Raw genomic sequence first — 18,041 nt, forward strand, 5'->3', positions numbered from 1 at the left:
CTTGTGTGGCACCGGCTTCACGGCCTCATCTCGATGGCGCTACCGCACCGGCCTCATCTCGACGGTGCTTCCGTGATGCATCGGGCCCCACATGGAATCCACGTGCGAGCCGGACACGGAGACCCCGCGATCCCAGCCGCCGCCGGTGGCTTCGGCCATCGACGACGTGCCTTTGACCAGGCCCCACACCGGTTCGGCCGCCTTCGCTGCTTTTGCCATGTTCGCCGTGGAACCACTGACCGCCCAAACAGCCACCACGCCGCCCGCTGCGATCGGGTTCTTCGAGGTCCCCTTGCCGATCGCGTCGAGGTTGTTGGCCAGCTCGGTTGCCGCAGCGGCAGCCTCGCTCGGGTAGGTCACTCCGTCGGCTCCCATCGACTTGTCGGTGTCGCGGGTCCGCTTGGGAACTACGTAACCGTCGGCGTCAGGCTTGACGTCCGTCGTGGCCTGGTTGCCGTCGCTGCCCGTCGGGGTGACGGTGTTGGTCTGCGTCGGCTGACTGCCCGGGTTCTTGTAGCCGAACCCGTCCCTGCACAACGGCTCACACTGCTTGCTTTCTTCGTCCGGGTCTTCGGTCTCGTGACAAGTGTGGGTTCGGCCGCAACCGTCGCCAGATGTCTCGTCGGGTCCGCCCGGTTCATGCGAACCCGGCTGGCCACCGTGATACGGCCCGGGCGCCGGATCACCGACCGGCTGCGTTGGGCCAACGATCACGACCTCGTCAGCACACAACTCGCCTGCCGGACAGCTCCCGTCGGAGGGTGCACTTGTACCAGCCTCAGGCGATGTCCCACCGGCACAGGTCGTTTCGCCCGGTGGGCAGACCTCGATGTCGCAGTGGCTGCCGGCATCGCACTCCGCACGCCCGGTCGGGTCGGTGTAGCGAAGCGGGTTGTTCGACACGTAGGTGTAGCGGTTGAACATCTGGGTCGGATTGGCACCCGCGGCCAACGCGTCGGGCGTCGTGAAACGACCGAGAAGCGGGTCATAGAGCCGTGCGCGCATGTTCACCAGACCGGCATCGTCGTCATCGTCGTGACTCGTGAAGCCCTGATCCAGAGCACGCGGCTCGATGCCGTTCGTGTACTGGTCGTCCCCACGGGTCAGGTCGGGACTGCGACGCTTCCCCAGCACGTCGTAGCTCCGTGTCTCGACGGGGATCGCCTGGAAGGCACTGTCGGTGACCGACTTGTTGGTGGTGACCAATCGGGTGGAGCCGAGGTGATCTCCATGCGGGTACAGCGTGGGTTGCTTGGTGACGCCGGCCGCTCCGACCGCCTCCTGATAGACGAACGTCGCGACATCGCGGCCCTCGACCTCGACGAGCAGCCGATGTTCGGTACCGGCAGTGCTCTCGTGGCGTTCGTACAGGTCCGGCAGGTACGTCGTCGTTCCCCGGCTGCCGGAGCTACGGACGCGTTCGCCGTTGCCGTCGTACGAGAACGACGTCGCGGTTCCGCTGGTGGGAGCGAGCAGGACCGGCAGGTTCCGGTCGTTGTAGGTGAGCTTGGCATCCGGCCGAACGGTCTGATTGCCGACCGGGTCGTAGCCGTAGGCGCGGGTTCCGAACAGTCCGCCCGTCACCTTCGTGACCTGGGTGGGACGGGACGGATCGCCGTACGTGTAGGTGCCACGGAGCTCACTCGAGGTGAGGCTGCCGAGCTTGTCGTAGTGCCAGTCATCGGTCTGGAAGACCGCGCCGGTGGCCGAATCGTAGGTCTTGCCGGCGGCCAGCCGGTTGAGCTGGTCGTAGGTGAACTTCTCGGTCACTGGGCCTTGAACGCGGCTCTCCAGGTTTCCGTTGTCGTCATAGGTGTACTGCTCCCCGAAAAGCACCTTGCTCGGGTGGACGTCGGTGCTCGAGGTCAGCGACTTGACGTCCAGGACACGACCGTCCCAGCCCAGTGTCCGGCTGGTGGTCACCCCGTCACCCGACTCCTCACTGACCAGACGTCCCTGGGTGTCGACCTCATCAGCGGTCCACAACGTCGCGGCGCCCGAGGTGACGCTGCTGAGCTGACCGTTCGTCGTCCCCGGCGCTCCGTAGGCGTACTGCACCTTCGTGCCCTCGGTCTGTCCCTTGAGCTTCGGGTAGGTCAGCGTGGTCAGCCGGCCGAACTTGTCGAAGTCGTAGTCGGCAGACAACGTCTCGAGCGGAGCGGTCGGGCTCGCGGTCCGCGGCAGGGTCTGGCTGACCAGATCCAGACGGCCGAACGCGTCGTAGGAGTAGTCGGTCGTCACGACGGCCGCGGCCTTCGGAATGATCCGTTCGTCGGCGGTCACCTGCATCAACGCGCCACGGAACGTCCGCCCCCCGGCGGAGTCCCAGATGCGGGTCGTCGTCGAGGTCACGATCCCGTTCTTCGACGTACTCCGCAGCGTTTCCCGGCCGAGTACGTCATAGGTGACCGCGGCGTGGCGGCCGTTCGCGTCGTCGATCCCGACGACATCGCCGAAAGCGTTGTACGCGTAGCTCGCGGTACCTCGCTCACCATCTGTCCTGGTGACCTGGGCGCCCAGATCGTCGTACCCGTAGCGGGTCTCACTGCCCGCGGCCGCCGAGTTCCTCGTGCTCAGCAAGGTGCCGAACGAACCGTAGACGTACGAGCGGGTCGGCGGCGTCGGCGTGGCGTCGTCATCGACCTGACGCACCACTTGCCCGTTCTGGTTGACCGTGCTCACTTTGATGTTGCCCCGGGCATCCGTGGATGTCACGGTCAACTCGGAGTAGCTCCAGGTGGCCGGCGCGGTGGTGTAAGGCTCGCGCATCGACACCATTCGGTCGGCGTTGTCATAGCCGTACTTCGTCTTCTCCGTCATGACCGTACCGACCGGATGGAACGTGGTCTCGGACGCCAGCCGCCCTCGTCCGTCGTAGGTCAGCAGCCGCTGACGCATCCCGTTGTCGCGGGCCTTGAATCGCTGCGTCACCGATCGGCCGAGGCGGTCCGCGACAGACTGCGTCACGGCGCCGCTACCGTCCTTCACCTCGACCTGGAGCAGGTTCTCGATACCGACCGGCACCTGGGTGAAGTTCACGGTACGTTCCACACCGCTCGGCGTTCGCGTTTTCACGAGCCGGCCCACCGTGTCGTACGTGTGGTCCGTCCGGAGACCGTTGATGTCGACCGCGACCTTCAGTACGCCGAGCACCGGGTCGAAGCCGGTGTAGGCCGTCTGTGACTTGCCGTTCTGTGTCGCATGCGGGTAGCCGAAGCCGTCGTGCGCATAGGTGGTTTCCCGAGTCTCGCCGGTGCCGAGATCGGTCGTGGTGCGACGAACGACGTTGCCCGACGCGTAGTCGAACGACGTCAGCAACTGCCGCCCCGGCGCAGCGTCGGAGCCGTAGGTCTTCACGGTGTCGACCCGGGACGTGGGGCCCTCGTAGGTGTACGAGCGCGTGCGGGTCTGAGCTGGCCGGAACGTTCCCGTTGCCTGATCGACGCTCTGGTCTGCTTCCACGATCTTCTTCGGGCGGTTCACCAGCCAGTTCGCGACGTCGAGATCCGGGGTGAGGGTCAGCGTGGTCTTGTTCTCCTGCACCTTGTCGACGGCAACCCGGCGCGTCACGGTCGTCCCGGCGTTGCCGTACTCGTCCATCCCGCTCACCATCGTCGTCGTTGCCTTGAACGACTTCTTGTTCAGCGCGATGAACTCCGATGGTGTCATCACCGCCAGGTTCGCGATACCGGTGAACTCGTAGCTGCGTTGCCTCGTCTCCGACGGATAGTGGAAGAACAACTGGTTCCCGGCTCCGGTCGTCCGCTTCGCCCAGTCGTTCCTGGTGAGCTCCAGCCGTTTCAGTCCACCGGACAGCGGCGTGATGATCCACCGCTCCTGCAACTGGGGCGAGATCCAGCGAGCAGTGTTGTCGTAGAACGACCTCTCGGTGATCCGCTGACCTGACTCGTCGGACGGATAGCTGATCACCCGCCGCTCAGCGAACCCGAGACTCTGCCTGCGGAACCTGTCGGTGCGACCGTCGCGGTAGAAGTACTCCGAGACCATCTGCGTGTGGTCGTCGACACCGGAGTCGCGGAGAACCTTCTCCACGACGTACGCGCCGCCACCGAACTGACAGGCGAAACCGGTGGCACGTGCACAACTGCCTCGGTCGTAGACCGCCGTGTTCGTCAGCGGGCTGTACCGGAACTCCACCGTCGGTGGCAGGGAGCCGATCGGGCCCTTCGGATTCTGATCACCTTCGTACACCTGCCACAGCAGGTCGTGACGAGCGCCCGCTACCCCACCGTCGGTCTTGTGCAGGAACAACTGGAGCGTCGGCGAACCCGAGGTTCCGGCGGGCGGGCGGTTGACCAGCAGCACGTCGGTCAGTCCGTCCCCGTTCGCATCCACCGTCCGCGGCCCCTGCAACTTGTAGGCCGCGGTGGTCATCGCCTCGAAGGAAATAGCCGTCGCCAGCCGGTTCAACGTCAGCGCGTCCGCGGCGGTGGCCTTAGCCCGGACGACATCGAGTCCGACCCACGAAGGCACGGTCTGGCCACCCGTCGCCGGCCGCGGCACCAGCAGGTCCCGGGTTCCATCGCCGTCGTAGTCGACGACCAGAGCTCGCGCGAACCCGTCCGCCGAAACACCTGCCGGCTTGGCGCCGCCGAAGCCGCGGCCGGTGTTCAGCCAGTAGTACAGGACCGATTCCTCGACACCGCTCGCCGTACCGTTCGTGAGCAGATCCGTCAGGCCGTCGTTGTTGAGATCCAGCCACTGCTTGTCGAGCTTCAGGACGTTCGACGGCAGCTTCGTGTCGACCGTCGTCCCCTTCGCGATGTCCTTGGCGATCAGTTGGCCGTCGACGCCGAACAGCAGTTGGTCCCGACCGTCGCCGAAGACATCGGCGACCGTCAGTCCGGCCGGATTCTCGCTGCTCAGTCCCAGGTCCAGCTGACCGCTGAACGCCTCGGAGTCGAACGGCGGCGTGCCGTCGATGGCGGGGGTGACCGTACCCGTGTTGCGGCGCCACGAACGGTTCCAGAGGTTCGTTCCCGCCTTCCGGGCGTACTCGATCACGTCTTGATAGCCATCGCCGTCGAAGTCCCCCGGAAGGGCACCGGCGTCAGCGTCATTGTGGTTGAAGCCGCCGACGAACGGCGTCGAGATCAGTACGGTCGGGCCCTGTCCGGGCGATTTCGTCAGCAGAGGACGCCAGCCGGCGTCGCTTGGCCACGACCGCCGGAGCAGGTCGACCCTGCCGTCTCCGTCGTAGTCGAGTGGCCACGCCGTGGCGGCAACGCCCGCGGAGTTGGCTGGGCCGGCGGCCTTGCTCCGGTAGATCACGCCGCCGGAGATCGGCTTCGCGAGCAGATACCTCCAGTCCGCCGCGTCGGGCCAGGCCAGGTCGGTCAGTCCGTCGGCGTCGAAGTCCGCGGTGATCAGCTGACTGTTCACCGACGGCGGTACGAGCGACTCACCCGCGGGGGTCGTCTGCGCCTTGCCGGGCGCGAATCCCTCCGACCCCAACGTCCAGGTGAAGTGCGTGTCACGCTTGCAGTCCGACGCAATCACCCCGCATTCGCGCAGCGTGCCGAGCTTGCTGTTCTTGGTCGTCCCGTCGTTCTGGTACGAGAACGAGTACTCGCGGGCGCGCTTCTTCGCGGCTCCGTCGAGCAGGTTCATCGTCACCGTCTTCAGCCGCTTGGTGCTCTCCCGCGGCTGTCCCAGCGAGTACCCGTACCGCGGATCGGGCCGCGTCTCGTAGCCGAACTCCACCAGGCGGTCCATCTGGCCGACGCGGCCGTAGCTGATCTTCTCGATCCAGCGCTCGACCTCGGACGGGTTCGAGGCCGAGACCGTCCGGCGGCCGTACTCGAACTTGATCTCGTTGTCGGAACGGTCACGTGCCCACTGGACCTGCCAGGCGGTGTTGACGATCTGGTTGCCGGAGGCCACCCGCGCACGAGCGTTGTCGCTGAACGTGTCGCCGTACGTCTCCACCCGGCCGTCCGGCCGGCGCACCTCGAAGAACGTCGGACCGATCTCGGACGATGGCGTCCCCGCGGCCCGGAACGACTTCACCTGGACATGAGTGTCCGGCAGGGTGCGGTACTCCGTGCCGTTCGCGCCGTACTGACCGGTCTTCGCGATCAGTCGTTGACCGTCGAGGCAGAACGGGCCGACGCCGGTGAACTGCACGCCCTGCGCAACCTGGTCGTCGGCCACCGACTTGGCACACAGCGAGATCTGCGACAGGCCACTCAGGTTGAAGCCCATCCCGAGCTGGCCGTTGCCGGACTGACTCGAGTACTTGAGCGACAACTTCGGCTCGAAACCAGCCCGGCCGGGGACGACGGTCAGAGGTACTTCGTACTCCGCGACGCCGGTGGCGCCCACCGACGCCACCCCCTTGACGCCGCCGACCGCCTGGGTTCCGACCGGCACCGTCGACGACGGGTTCGCGACCTTGGTGGGATCGTTCGTGGGCAGTGGCAGCTGGGCCGAGGCCGAACCAGGCACGGCGACGGCGATCGCGGTGGCGATCACCGCTGCCCGCGCCATCAGCCAACGGATGCGAGGTCTTCCGGTGGACAGCGGACGTGTTCCTCGGACGAACAGCTCGAGATCAGGCCGCATCGATCGCCTCCTAAGCGCATACGCGGGACCGTTCGCGGTGCTATACGCCTGGGCGCGCGCTTCGGATCACGACGACCTGGGTCAGGGCACGAAAGTGGAGTGGTACTCGTTGTTGCCCTCGATGCTCTCGGCGACGGTGCCGAAGGTGTCCAGATTGACCGCGAAGTTGTAGCTACCTGGCGACAGCGATGTGAAGTCGCAGGTGATGCTTGCGACCTGGCCGACCGTCAGGCTCTGCACCGAGACACTGCACCACACACCGTTGTCGATGAGCATGGAGACCACGAAGGGGCCCGCACCGGCGTTGCCCTGGTTCGTGAACTCCGCGGTGATCTTCTTGGTCGTCTGGCTGTACGACGGCGTCCCGGTCAGCACGAGGTCCGGCTTCTGGGTCGGCACGGGAGCCGGCGGGGGCGAGTTCGTCGGGGAGTAGTTCCAGTTGACGGGCTCGGCGTCCTGGACCTTGTAGAGCATGAATTGCTGGTTCACGCCACCGTGCGGTGCGTAGGAGAGGATCGGTGCACCATCCTTCGCCGAGCCGTAGCGGACGTCCCAGGTGGTGTTCTGCCACCATCCCATCCACGACCAGTAGCCGTCGCTCTGAGGGTAGGCAGTGAACAGGTAGTGGGAGTCGATCTGATCCCAGTACTTCCAGTTGGACCAGTTGCACGGGCCGATGTGGAGGTTGTACCCGGTCTCCTGGTTCGTTCTGATGCATTCCTTGGAGTTGTTCGCCCGGTGGAACGTGTACCACTGCCTGCCGTACTGGTCGACCTTCCGCAGGACCGGACGGAATCTCTGCCAGTCCGGATGACCGTTGGTGGTCGGGGTCAGGCCCTGCTGGACGAGATTGATGGGGTAGTTGCCGGTGCTGCCGGCCGGAAGGGTGACGACCTTTCCGGAGTGTCGTGCCTTGATCCAGTAGTACGCCTCGGGCCAGAGGGCGGCCGTGCCGCTCGCCGCGGTGTGCTCCGCCGTGGCCGCCGATCGCGTGTCCGCCTGGGCGGTCGACGAGACCGCCGACAGGCCGACGAACAACGCGGCCACGAGAATCACTGACCGCGAGGGCAAGCGCTTAAGTCTGTAACGCACCAGTACCTCCGATGTCGGGATCGGGTGCCTCCGGATCGGGGCACGCCGTCCAGTACGCCGGTGTCGCCGGACCTGGTTCTCCGGCGACGCGCCGACAGGTCGTCCCGAACCATCGCGGGCCCTGCGCCCGTATCCCCTGGTGAACAAGTCAACAGTTCCTGAAGGGATCATTCCGATGCGCTCCACTCGTTTCCGGCGGCCCGCGGCCGTCGCCTTGCTCGCCGTTTCGTCGGGCGCACTGCTCGCCGGCCAGCTGGTTCAGACCGCCTCCGCGGCGACTTTCTTCCGGACCATCGACAGCACCTCCATCAGTGGCCAGCAGGCCGCCCTGCAGCTGTCGACCAGCTCGTCGCAGAACAACTCGGCGCTGAAGTTCGTCCCACGCTTCACCGGAACTGCCGCCTGCGCGACCTGTGGGGTCCCGAACACGCCTTCGCAGCTCGCCTGGGGACAGGTCAAGGTCGTTCCGAACTCCACCGGGGTCTCCCTCGTGAACAAGGCGACCGGCAAGTGCGCCGACGTCGAGGCGAGCGCCCAGCAGAACCCCGACCAGGCGAACGGCGCCAAGGTGGTTCTGGCGCCGTGCGACGGCACGCTCAGCCAGCGGTGGAAGGTGGACCTGTTCACCGGCAACCAGTCGACGTTCCAGAACCTGCTGCCCGGAACCACCAAGCTGATGCTGACGAACAACAACAACGGCAGCAACAGCGGCCAGGCCGTTCTCGAGCCGTCCACCGTCAACATCGGCCTCTCGAACGCCGAGAAGCGCAAGCACATCCAGATCTTCGGCAGCACCTTCGTCAACCTGCAGTAGCTCCGAACGCACGACCTGAACGCCGCGGCCCCATGCCGCGGCGTTCTGCGTTGTCCAGCGAGGTCAGCCGAGCGCGGAGTCGGGACCATCGCGGTAGACGCATCGGACCGCGCCGTCAGCATCAGGGACCGCACATCTCGAGGGCCGAGGCGCCGAGTACCACCGGTTGGCAGGCATGAAGAGGCTCGGCACGTGCCCCGAGACCGCGCCGGGATCACGACCTCTCGAGTCCGCCCAGTACTGCGCGTCCTGAAGCTCGTACCAGCTCGACTGGGTATCGGGCAGCAGGGCCAGCGCGGGCCAGAGCACCTCGGCCTCCGCCGGAACACCGGCCAGTTCGTCGAGGTGCAGTTGGGTCAACGCCGGAATCCGCCGCAGGTCAGGTCGATCGATCAGCAGCAGTACGCTTCGCGGTCGGAGTTCCCGGACCAACGAGTCGATGTCGGTGTCCCGCTGGAGGATCTGACCGCGGCGGCCACCGGGCCCGTTCGCCCACTTCTCCGTCAGCAGCGCGCCGGCGTCACTGTCACAGCGATGCAGCAACTCGCTCAGAAACGTCGGGCCGAAGGGCTCGTAAGGTACCGGAGCAAGATTGTCGGCCCGGCCCCACTCGGCCTCCTGGCAGGTGACCCGAAACCTCCGTGCGAGGGCGGGGACGTCGACAAGCTGCGGTGGGGCAAGCAGCTTGACCGCGCTGTCCCAGGTCGGACGGAAGACCAAGCCGTCAGCTGTCTGCAGCAGCCAACCGGCCGCCCGCGTACCCGCGGTCGCCGCATTCATTGCCTGCCGCAACAGCTGCAGCGCGGCCGGCACGGACACCCGGACACCGTCCCGCATCCAGGTGCGCTCCGGACTGTCCTCGAACAGGAACGGCGCCCGGATCTCGAGTTCCACGATGCCGAGCTCGTCGAGCAAAGACTCGACGAGCCCGGCGACGGTCTCAGACCGCCCACCACTGGCCTGGAGCAGCCAGCAACTGATCGCGTGGTCCACCCGCGGATTCTCTCAGTCGCCGATTCTGCTCAGACCGGTCACCGCTCGGCCGGCGCCGTTCGCACCACCGGTTGCCCCGTACTCCACCGTGTAGGTGCCGATCCGCTGGCCTGCTCGGTCGAAGCCCTTGAACACACCACCAAGATGTCCGGTGTTGTCCGGCGAGATCCAGTACGGCCCGTTCCCACCGCGGTACGTCAGGGCACCGTGCGAGTCGAAGGGCGCTTTGGCTTCGTTGTACCCGAGTCCCTTGGTCGCGATGCGGTGGGCCGCGTCGCTGGAGACGGTGGTTCCGTCAGGCACCCCGAACCCGCCCCGGGGGTTCTCCGTCAGCCGGCCGTTGTACGGCGTCGTCGCTGCCTTCGAGGCTGCTTTTGCGGCACCGGCGAGCGCACTCGGAGGAATCTTCTTGCCCCCGCTGTAGAGCAGGACAAGACCGGTCTCGGTTGCTTCTTCGGCCACCTCCACGGCGGTGGCTCGACCGAACGACAAGGCGTCCAGGACATTCAGTCCGATCTGGACGAGAAGCGCGTCCATGCCGTCGTCCAGCTCGTGCGCCCACGCCTCCGCGTTCGTCTGATCGTCAAGTCCACACGGCAGACCCGGCCCGCACCAGCTGTGTCCCCAGTCATTCGGTGGATCCGGAACGATGGTCTTCTCGGGAGCGACACCCACGCCGGTGCACTGTGGACCGTTCAGACCGTCGACACAGCGCAGTGTGTCCTCGGGAGTATCCGCACCTTCTGTCGTCGGCTCCGCCTCCTTGTAGGAGTCGGAACCGAAATCGCGGTCATACTGCTTCTGGTAGTACCGCTCCATCTCGCGTTCGAACCGCTTGCCACCCTCCGGGGAGTCCGGATTCAGCGGGGAGATCCCCCAGGTGCCGGCGTTCCAGAACATCTGGGACGACATCATTGCCGACCAGACGTGATCGGGCAGGGTGCAGTGGGCCAGGCACGAGGCGAACCCGCTGGGGTCGGTGTAGCGCAGCGGGTTGTTCGCCACATAGGCATAGCCGTTCCAGGCCTGGGTGGGGTTCGCGCCGTCGACATTGGGGTCCGCGGTGAGGAACCTGGCGAGCGTCGGGTCGTAGATCCGTCCGCCCATGTTCACCAGTTCGGTGTCTCGGTCGTCCTCGTGGCCGGTGTAGCCCTGGTCCACGACGGCGGGCTCGATCCCCTCGGTGTAGCCGGCGTCCCCCAGCCGCCAGTCGGCGTTCCGTGGTTTGCCGAAGGCGTCGTAGCTGCGGTGCTCCTTGACCGTCGCCTTGAACCCGGGCGCATCGTCGTCGGCGGTCACCACGCTGACCGACCCTTGACGATCAGCATGAAGGTACAGGGGCTGCTTCCTTGTCACGCCCGCCGGACCGGCCTGGCTGTAGACCAGCGCAGCCACCGTCGCGCCGTCAGCCTGCACGAGCAGTCGATGTTCTGTCTGCGCGCCACTGACCCGCCGCTCGTACAGGCCGGGGACGGACGTGACTGTCTGCTTCGACGTGACCTTCCGCGCACGCTCTCCGTTGGGGTAATAGAGGAACGTGCTGTCGCCGTCCTGGGCCGACGCGATCTTCGACGGCAGGTTGAAGTCGTTGTAGGTGACTGCCCCGTCCGGGCGCGTCGTCTGGTTACCGACAGCGTCGTAGCCGTACGAACGATTGCCGAAGATCCCGCCCGTCACCGACTTCACGAGAGTCGGCCTGGCGGAGTCGTAGGTGTAGCTGCCCCGCCGCTTGCTGGTGGTCGTGTTTCCCAGTTTGTCGTACGCCCAGGTGTCGGTCTGCTGGACGATCGGCGGACCGCTCGCGGAGGTGTGACTGACCGCCTGCGAGGAGATCCGGTCCAGCGCGTCGTAGCCGAACAGCTCGTGAACCGGCTGGCCGGCAACGTCGCGCGTGCGGTCGATCAGGTTACCCACGGCGTCGTAGGTGTAGTCCTCGGAGAACAGCTGGCGCTCCGGGTCAGCATCGAGGATCGACGTCTTCACCTCGATGTTGCGCACCGCGCCCTGCCAGTCCAGCGCCCGGGTGGCGACCGCGCCGTCTCCCGACTCCTGCCGAACGACGCGATCCTGGCCGTCGGTTTCCTTCGCGGTCCACAACGCCGTCGCGTCCACGACGGGCTCCGCCAACCGGGCGGCTCGCAACCGGCCGTTCGCGCCGTACTCGTAAGCGACCTTGTTCCCGACGGCCTGCCCCGGCAGCGCCGGGTATCGAACGCTCGTGACGCGATTGTTCGCGTCGTAGCTGTAGCCGACGCGGAACGATTCCTCGACATCCTCGTCCTGCGGACTGTTCGCCGCCGGCAGCGTGTAGTCGACAGTTGCCAGCCTGCTGAGGTTGTCGTAGGTGTTGCTGATCGCCGTGTAGTGCCCACCGTCGTACATCGTCGTACGGAGCAACTTGCCCTGACGTGGCGCGCTGCCGGTCGAGCTGTCGTAGAAGTAGCTGGTGTGGCTGCGGCCGGCACCGTTCTGGGTGACCGTGCGCTCCACGACCCGGCGGATCGAGTCGCGTTTGAAGCTCGTCACCCGCCCGATGGCATCCGTGCTGTCGACCACCTCGCCGAACGCGTTGACGGTGTTGAGCGTCGTGCCCTGCTCCGGGTCCTTGCTGGTCAACTGGTGCCCGAGCGCGTCGTACGTGAAGGACGACATCGATCCGCTGACCCCTTCGACGGAGCTCTGGGTCAGGGTTCCGAACGGTCCGTAGGAGTACTTGCGGCTCGTCTCCGCGGCGGTGCCGACGCCGTCGGTGACCCTGAGCATCTCCCCGCGGGAGTTGTTGGAGATCTGCCTCTTGTGTTTGCCGGCATCGCTGTAGGCGACGTTCAGCTTGTCGTACGACCAACTCTGGATCCCCCCGTCGGGATTCTTCTGCGACGTCAGCCGGCCGAGATCGTCGTACGTCGAGGTGATCTTCTCCGCGACCGCGGCACCAGCGGACCGCGGGATCGTCCGGGACACCGGATGGCCGTAGCCGTCGTACCGGGTCTCGGTCTCCCGCATGACGCCGTCCAAGCCCTTGAAACGCTCCAGGACCGGCCGGCCGAGCCGGTCCGCGACCAGCTCCGAGACACCACCGGTACCGTCGGCGATCCGTACCTTCTGCAGGGACTCCGCCCCGACCGTCTCCACCGAGTAGCTCGTGGTGGTCTCGGCACCGGACGGCTGCCGCGACTTCACCAGCTTGCCGAGTGAGTCGTAGGTGAGGTCGGTACGAAGACCGTTCAGGTCCACCGTCGTCTTGCGCAGTCCGGTGACCTGGTCGTGGCCGGTCCGGTTGATGTGGCCCAGTTCGTTCATCGTGGCGTGCGGATAGCCGTACGGGTCGTAGATCGCGGTCGCCTGCACCACCTCGCCGGTCTTCTCGTCGGTGGACCTGACCCGGATGACGTTGCCCTCGGCATCGTGGTCGAAGGTCTCGGACAGCGTGTTGCCGGCCGGTATCGATGCGCCGGACACCGTCCGCTTGCTGACGAGCTGCGTCTGCGGCTTGTACTCGTAGCTGGTGACGCGGGTGCGTGATGCGTCGATGCCCTCGTGACGCGTGTCGGTCGTTATCACCTTGCCGGGTCTGCTGATCAGCCACTCGCCGGCGTCGACCGCAGACACCACCTCCGTGGTCGTGGTGGTCGCTAGCCCGGCGGCGTCGGTCGACTCCGAGACCAGGTACTTGGCATTGCCGTACTCGTCCATTCCACTGACGGTCCGGGTGTTCGTGACGTGCGCGGCCTTGCCCAGACCGTCGAAGTACGACGGCGTCCAGGCGCCGTGGCACGGGACGCAGGACGCGAGTGCGTACTCGTACGTCCGCTCCTTGGTCTCACCGACGTACGGGAAGGCGCTTCCACCGACCGTAGGTCGTTCCTGCCACCCCAGCGTGGTTCGCCGCAGCGTGAACTTGGCGTCGGCCAGCGCGTTCACGGTCCAGGCCTCGACCGGGCGTGGGTCCAGCTGGGGCGTCTTGTTCGAGTAGAACGTGCGACGCAGTTCCGGCCCCTGGGTGACGAGTCCGCTCTTGGTGAGAATCTCGATCTCCGCGAAACCCAGGAACGCTCGCGACCGCTTGTCGACGCGACCGGTTCGGTAGGTGTACGTCGCGGTGTTCCGCACCGCCGGGTTGTCGTTGAGGCCAGCGTCGGTGAGCACCTGCTTGACGACCGACTTGGCACCTGAGGAACAGACCTGGTACGGCGTCCGCGTGCACACGCCCGGCTGGTAGACCGTGGGGTCGGCCAGGGTGGAGTAGGAGATCTCGACAGTCTTCGGCTTGGTCCCCGGGGAACCCGGGTCGCCCTCGGTGAACCCTCGGAGAAGATCCGGTGCGGGCATCACGGAGGCACTGCCCACGCCGCCACTGCCGGTGTGCCGCCACAGCCGCAGCGCGGCAGGTCCGCCCCCGGCCGGGCGGTCGACCATCAACAGATCGTCCTTGCCGTCACCGTCGACATCGACGACGCGAACCCCCTCCTTCTGGAGAGCCTCGACGGACCTCGGAGCGAAGGTGACGACGCCCTCGGTGCGTGTCCACGCCAGGACATCGTTCGAGGCCACGGCGGTTCGAACCAGGTCCATCCCCATGTAGGCCGAACCACTCCAGTGCGGCACCAGCGCATCCTGGCTGCCGTTGTCGTCGTAGTCGAGCACCTCGGCGGCTTTCAGCGCTCCCGGCTGGACGGTCAGGAACGTGGTCTCGGGGAGAGTGAATCCATGGCCAGTGTTCAGCTGCTGGTACAGGACCTTCAGACCGCTCGGCCCGGTGCCGGCGTACAGCACGTCGAGAAGACCGTCACCGTTGGCATCGAGCAACAAGTGCTCGGTGGACAGCAAGGACGACTTCAAATTCTTCGCTTCCCGGAAGAGCCCCGCCGTGGCGACCGTTGGATCGGCCAGCGTCAGATCCCCGCTCGGGTTCTTCTTCCACAACAGTTCGTCGCGGCCGTCGCCGTCGAAATCGGCGATCAGAAGGTCACTCGGCGCGGTGTTGTTCAGCCAGCTGACCGGAACAGGGTCGGTGAAGGCCTTGTCGTCGTAGGGAGCCGTCCCGGGGTCGGTGACCGGCCCGGTGTTGTCGATCTTCGGGTTGAGCTCGCCGGTCCGCCGGCGGAGCGTCCACCTGTAGTCGGGCAACGGCGACTCCGGCGGATCGACGTACTCGAGCACGTCCTGATAGCCGTCGCCGTCGAAGTCGCCCAGCAAACCGCCGGGATACTCCGGATAGGTGTTGTACCTGTTCAAGCCTCCGTAGAAGGACGTGAGGGCACGACGATGCACACCGTTCGGCCGGGACAGGATCGGGCGATAGGGATTGTAGGACTCGCGCGGCAGCAGATCCATCCTGCCGTCGTTGTCGTAGTCGATCGCGTAGGCCTTCGAGCTTCGGCCATCACCCTGCTCCACACCGTCGTGCACGATGCTGTACTTGCCGAGGATCGTCGCGTCGGCATGCTTCCAGCGGTAGACCTCGCCGGTGGAGTACTTGCCCTCCGGCCAGGCCAGATCCGTCCGACCGTCGCCGGTGAAGTCAGCCGCGATCAGCTGGCTCTCGTCCGAAGGAGGCACGATCGGAGCACCGGCTGCCGAGGTCTGGTTCTCGGCGGGCTGGAAGCCCTCCGTACCGTCGGACCAGGAGAAGGTCGTTGCTCGCTTGCACTCAGCGGCAACGGTCCCACATTCCTTGAGGCGCAGCAGCTTGCTCGCCTTGGTGGCGCCGGTGTTGGTGTACTCGAGGATGTACGACCGTGCCTGCTGCCAGCCGGGGATACCTCCGCGATCGGCGCTCATCGTGATCGAGGTCAGCCGCCTGGTTCCCTCGCGGCGCTCGCCGAAGGCGAAGCCGAGCAGCCGGTCCGGACGTGTTGAGTACCCGAACGTGACCTCGCGGTCCAAGGTCGCCCCGTGGCCGTAGGCGATCCGGCTGATCCAGCGCTCGACCTCACTCGTCACGGCTGCCGACCGGTACTGCACGCCGTAGCTGTAGGTGATCACGTTGCCTGACCGGTCGGTGGCCTTCGCCAGGTTCCAGGCCGTGTTCACGTAGTAGCCGGAGGATCCGTCGAGGTAGACCCTCGCGGTCGACTCACCGATCAGACCGTATTGCTGGACGGTCCCGTCCGGAAGCCAGACGGTGAAGTTTGTCGGGCCCTCGGAGCCACTGTCGCTCTTGTACGACCGAACCCGTACGTGCGTGTCGGGCTTGGTCCGGTACTCGGTTCCGTTGGCGCCGTACGGACCGCTGATCGCAATCAGCTTCTTCCCGCCGAGACAGAAGCGATCCGTGCTGTCCAGCTGGACACCCACCACGACATTGTCGTCCAGGAGCGACTTCGCACAGCGACTGATCTGCGCCAAGCCCGACAAGATGAATCCCTTGCCCAGCTGCGAGTTCCCGCCACCGCTGCGATAGCTCAGCGACAGGTTCGGCTGGAACCCTCCGCGACCGGGGACCACCTGCAACGGAACCTCGTACTGCGCCTCACCGGTCTCGCCGACGTCGAACGTGCCGGCGGTGCCACCGATGGGTGTCGCGCCCGCCGGCACGGTCGCGGTTTGATTGCTAACGGCAACGGGGTTGTAGTCAGGCTGGGGCAGCACGTCACTGATCGACGTACTCCCCGTCCGCGCTGGACCGACCGCTGCTGTTACCGACTGCTGCGGCGACAGGAGCATCGCTGCGAGGGCCAGGCCGAGGCCAGCGAACCACCACATTCGCGGCCGCCGCACAGCACCACCCAGTAAAGGCATCAGGCAAACCTTCCGGAAGATCGATGGACCGGATCAGGTCCCCGGAGCAGTACGACGTCTACCGGGACATCGGATCGGGCACTTTCGGTGGCGGTAAACCACCAGGGGATTCCCGCGCGTAGTACTGATCGTTCAGTCACAGTGTGTCCTCCTGCGGATGCAGGCGGGCAGCGATCAGAGAGGCAGAAATGCGACTTCGTCGACGAGTGTCCGGCGCCGCGATCCTCGCCACCGCGAGCATCCTGAGTTTGACGACCGGCCACGCCAACGCGTCCCCGGCGGTGCACTACCTGTTCAGCCCGGCCCACCACCCGCTGGGTTCCGCGAAGCATCTCAACGCCACCGCACCCGTGACCCAAAGTTTCTTCGGATCCGAGTGGGCAGTGGACCAGGTGGGCTCCGACCAGCAAGGTGTCGCCAAGTACCGGCTGTCGTCGGCCAGTGCCGCCGGCGTCAAGTGCCTTGACGTGGAGGGTGGCATCCTAACCGCAGGAACCGCGCTGACGACGGCCGCGTGCGACAGCTCCTCCGCCACGCAGAACTGGGCCCTCGTTCCGGCCCAGGCAGGCGGAAAGCGCACGGTGAAGCTGGTCAGCACCAGCAGTGGGCTGATCGCCGGCGTCCGCGGTGCGTCGACCGCCAACGGCGCTCCGATCGAGCTCCAGGTCGACGTGGATCAGACGTCCCAGAAGTTCTACCAGACCGTGGTGTGGCCGGCCGGCTGACATGACTGCGGGGACCTGGATGGCCGTGACCTTCCAGGTCCCCACTGCGCACTGACCACTCTGGTGGTATCACCGTGCTGCATGCCGCCGCTGAAACCGTCCTCGACCCCGCCGCGGTCGCTGGTCGTGTTCAGCACAGCTGCTTAAAGCAACGAGAGCCACCCCTACGCGCCGGGGCCCAGTAGCCGGGTCACCCGGTGCCCAGACTGCTCGGTGACTGCCTATGACCGCACAGGCCTGTCCGCTTGTCCAGTTGCCCGCGCCGCGGAGATCCGTTTGGCCTGCCATCTCACGAACGGAACCGCATGTGCGAACTCACGCAGATAACGCGCCATCTTCCATGGTGACGCCAGCCAGATGTAGTTCATCGAGACGTTGTGGTCTGTCGTCGACTCGACTCTGTGCCAGTAGAAGGCCGGGATGTACAGCAGCTCACCGGCCTGAAGATCGAACACGATGGGACGCACCTTTCGCCAGCGCGGGTAGGCGGCGCGGTCGGGAGCGTCCGGATCGACCCTGCTGAACATCGCCGCCTTGGTGCGTAGCCCGTACGGGTAGAGGTTCCGCAACCCTGGTCGAACCAGCACCCATCGCTTGCTGCCCTCCATCATCCAGTGCACAACCTCCACCGGATCGTAGTGGAGTGGCGTGACCAGCCCTCGACCACTGACCCACAGCTTGGTCCTGGTTACCGTTACATCGCGCAGATAGCCGGGCTCACGGTAGAAGTCACGCAGACCGGGCATGTTGTTGACGTCGTCCTGCAGATAGGTCCGGGGCCCGTCGAAGGCCTCGGTAGCCAGTCTGTCACGGAACTCCTGGAACGGGACACGCTGGAGGTCCGGCCTCGATCGCGGATTCTGCGGGGCGTTTCTGGACGGTCGCCGGTCGACCTCGATCCGCCGACTTCCTGCCGCTCGCTGCAAGAAGTCGAGGCTGTAGGTGTTGCCGCGCGACAACTCTTCGGCGCATCCCTCGATGATGAGCGGGTGCCCCGTCCTGACCGCTCTCAGGAACTGTTGCTGGGACGGCCGGTTCAGCCGTATGACATCGCCTTGGCCTGGCTGTGAACCCATTGATCTGCACCTCCT

Annotated in this window: 7 protein-coding genes; 2 read left to right on the plus strand and 5 right to left on the minus strand. The window is 66.1% G+C overall.

Annotated elements, in window-relative coordinates; all coding sequences use genetic code 11:
- Positions 1–39: 39 nt before the first annotated feature.
- Both AB0M01_RS08395 and AB0M01_RS08400 read right to left on the minus strand, forming a co-directional pair.
- On the minus strand, positions 40–6,585 hold the full coding sequence (locus AB0M01_RS08395; protein WP_363666914.1) for an FG-GAP-like repeat-containing protein: 6,546 nt from the start codon (positions 6,583–6,585) through the stop codon (positions 40–42).
- An 81-nt stretch (positions 6,586–6,666) separates the two neighbouring features.
- Positions 6,667–7,656 (minus strand): CARDB domain-containing protein, encoded by a 990-nt coding sequence (locus AB0M01_RS08400; protein WP_363666916.1) that lies wholly within the window; start codon positions 7,654–7,656, stop codon positions 6,667–6,669.
- A gap of 196 nt (positions 7,657–7,852) precedes the next feature.
- Here AB0M01_RS08400 and AB0M01_RS08405 point away from each other — a divergent pair, with 196 nt between their 5' ends.
- Positions 7,853–8,491 (plus strand): RICIN domain-containing protein, encoded by a 639-nt coding sequence (locus AB0M01_RS08405; RefSeq protein ID WP_363666918.1) that lies wholly within the window; start codon positions 7,853–7,855, stop codon positions 8,489–8,491.
- A gap of 63 nt (positions 8,492–8,554) precedes the next feature.
- Here the strand turns inward: AB0M01_RS08405 and AB0M01_RS08410 are convergent, their stop codons facing one another.
- Positions 8,555–9,406: a hypothetical protein gene (locus tag AB0M01_RS08410; RefSeq protein ID WP_363666920.1), complete on the minus strand. Its 852-nt coding sequence runs from the start codon at positions 9,404–9,406 to the stop codon at positions 8,555–8,557.
- Positions 9,407–9,496: 90 nt separating this feature from the next.
- Entirely contained in the window at positions 9,497–16,225 is a 6,729-nt protein-coding gene (locus AB0M01_RS08415) for an RHS repeat-associated core domain-containing protein (RefSeq protein ID WP_363666922.1), read from the minus strand.
- A gap of 206 nt (positions 16,226–16,431) precedes the next feature.
- Here AB0M01_RS08415 and AB0M01_RS08420 point away from each other — a divergent pair, with 206 nt between their 5' ends.
- The gene (locus AB0M01_RS08420; protein ID WP_363666924.1) at positions 16,432–16,950 is read left to right on the plus strand and encodes an RICIN domain-containing protein; all 519 of its coding nucleotides are present in this window, start codon (positions 16,432–16,434) and stop codon (positions 16,948–16,950) included.
- 221 nt (positions 16,951–17,171) lie between these two features.
- Here the strand turns inward: AB0M01_RS08420 and AB0M01_RS08425 are convergent, their stop codons facing one another.
- The gene (locus AB0M01_RS08425) at positions 17,172–18,026 is read right to left on the minus strand and encodes a cupin-like domain-containing protein (RefSeq protein ID WP_363666926.1); all 855 of its coding nucleotides are present in this window, start codon (positions 18,024–18,026) and stop codon (positions 17,172–17,174) included.
- Positions 18,027–18,041: the final 15 nt, after the last annotated feature.

Origin of the sequence: Kribbella sp. NPDC051770 (genome assembly GCF_040681455.1) — a bacterium.
In the GTDB taxonomy this organism is placed as follows: Bacteria; Actinomycetota; Actinomycetes; order Propionibacteriales; family Kribbellaceae; genus Kribbella.

What these genes read in the sequence shown, in the direction of transcription:
- AB0M01_RS08395 (WP_363666914.1), bottom strand. Translation starts at nt 6,585, where the DNA reads ATGCGGCCTGATCTCGAGCTGTTCGTCCGAGGAACACGTCCGCTGTCC.
- AB0M01_RS08405 (WP_363666918.1), top strand. Translation starts at nt 7,853, where the DNA reads ATGCGCTCCACTCGTTTCCGGCGGCCCGCGGCCGTCGCCTTGCTCGCC.
- AB0M01_RS08415 (WP_363666922.1), bottom strand. Translation starts at nt 16,225, where the DNA reads ATGCCTTTACTGGGTGGTGCTGTGCGGCGGCCGCGAATGTGGTGGTTC.
- AB0M01_RS08425 (WP_363666926.1), bottom strand. Translation starts at nt 18,026, where the DNA reads ATGGGTTCACAGCCAGGCCAAGGCGATGTCATACGGCTGAACCGGCCG.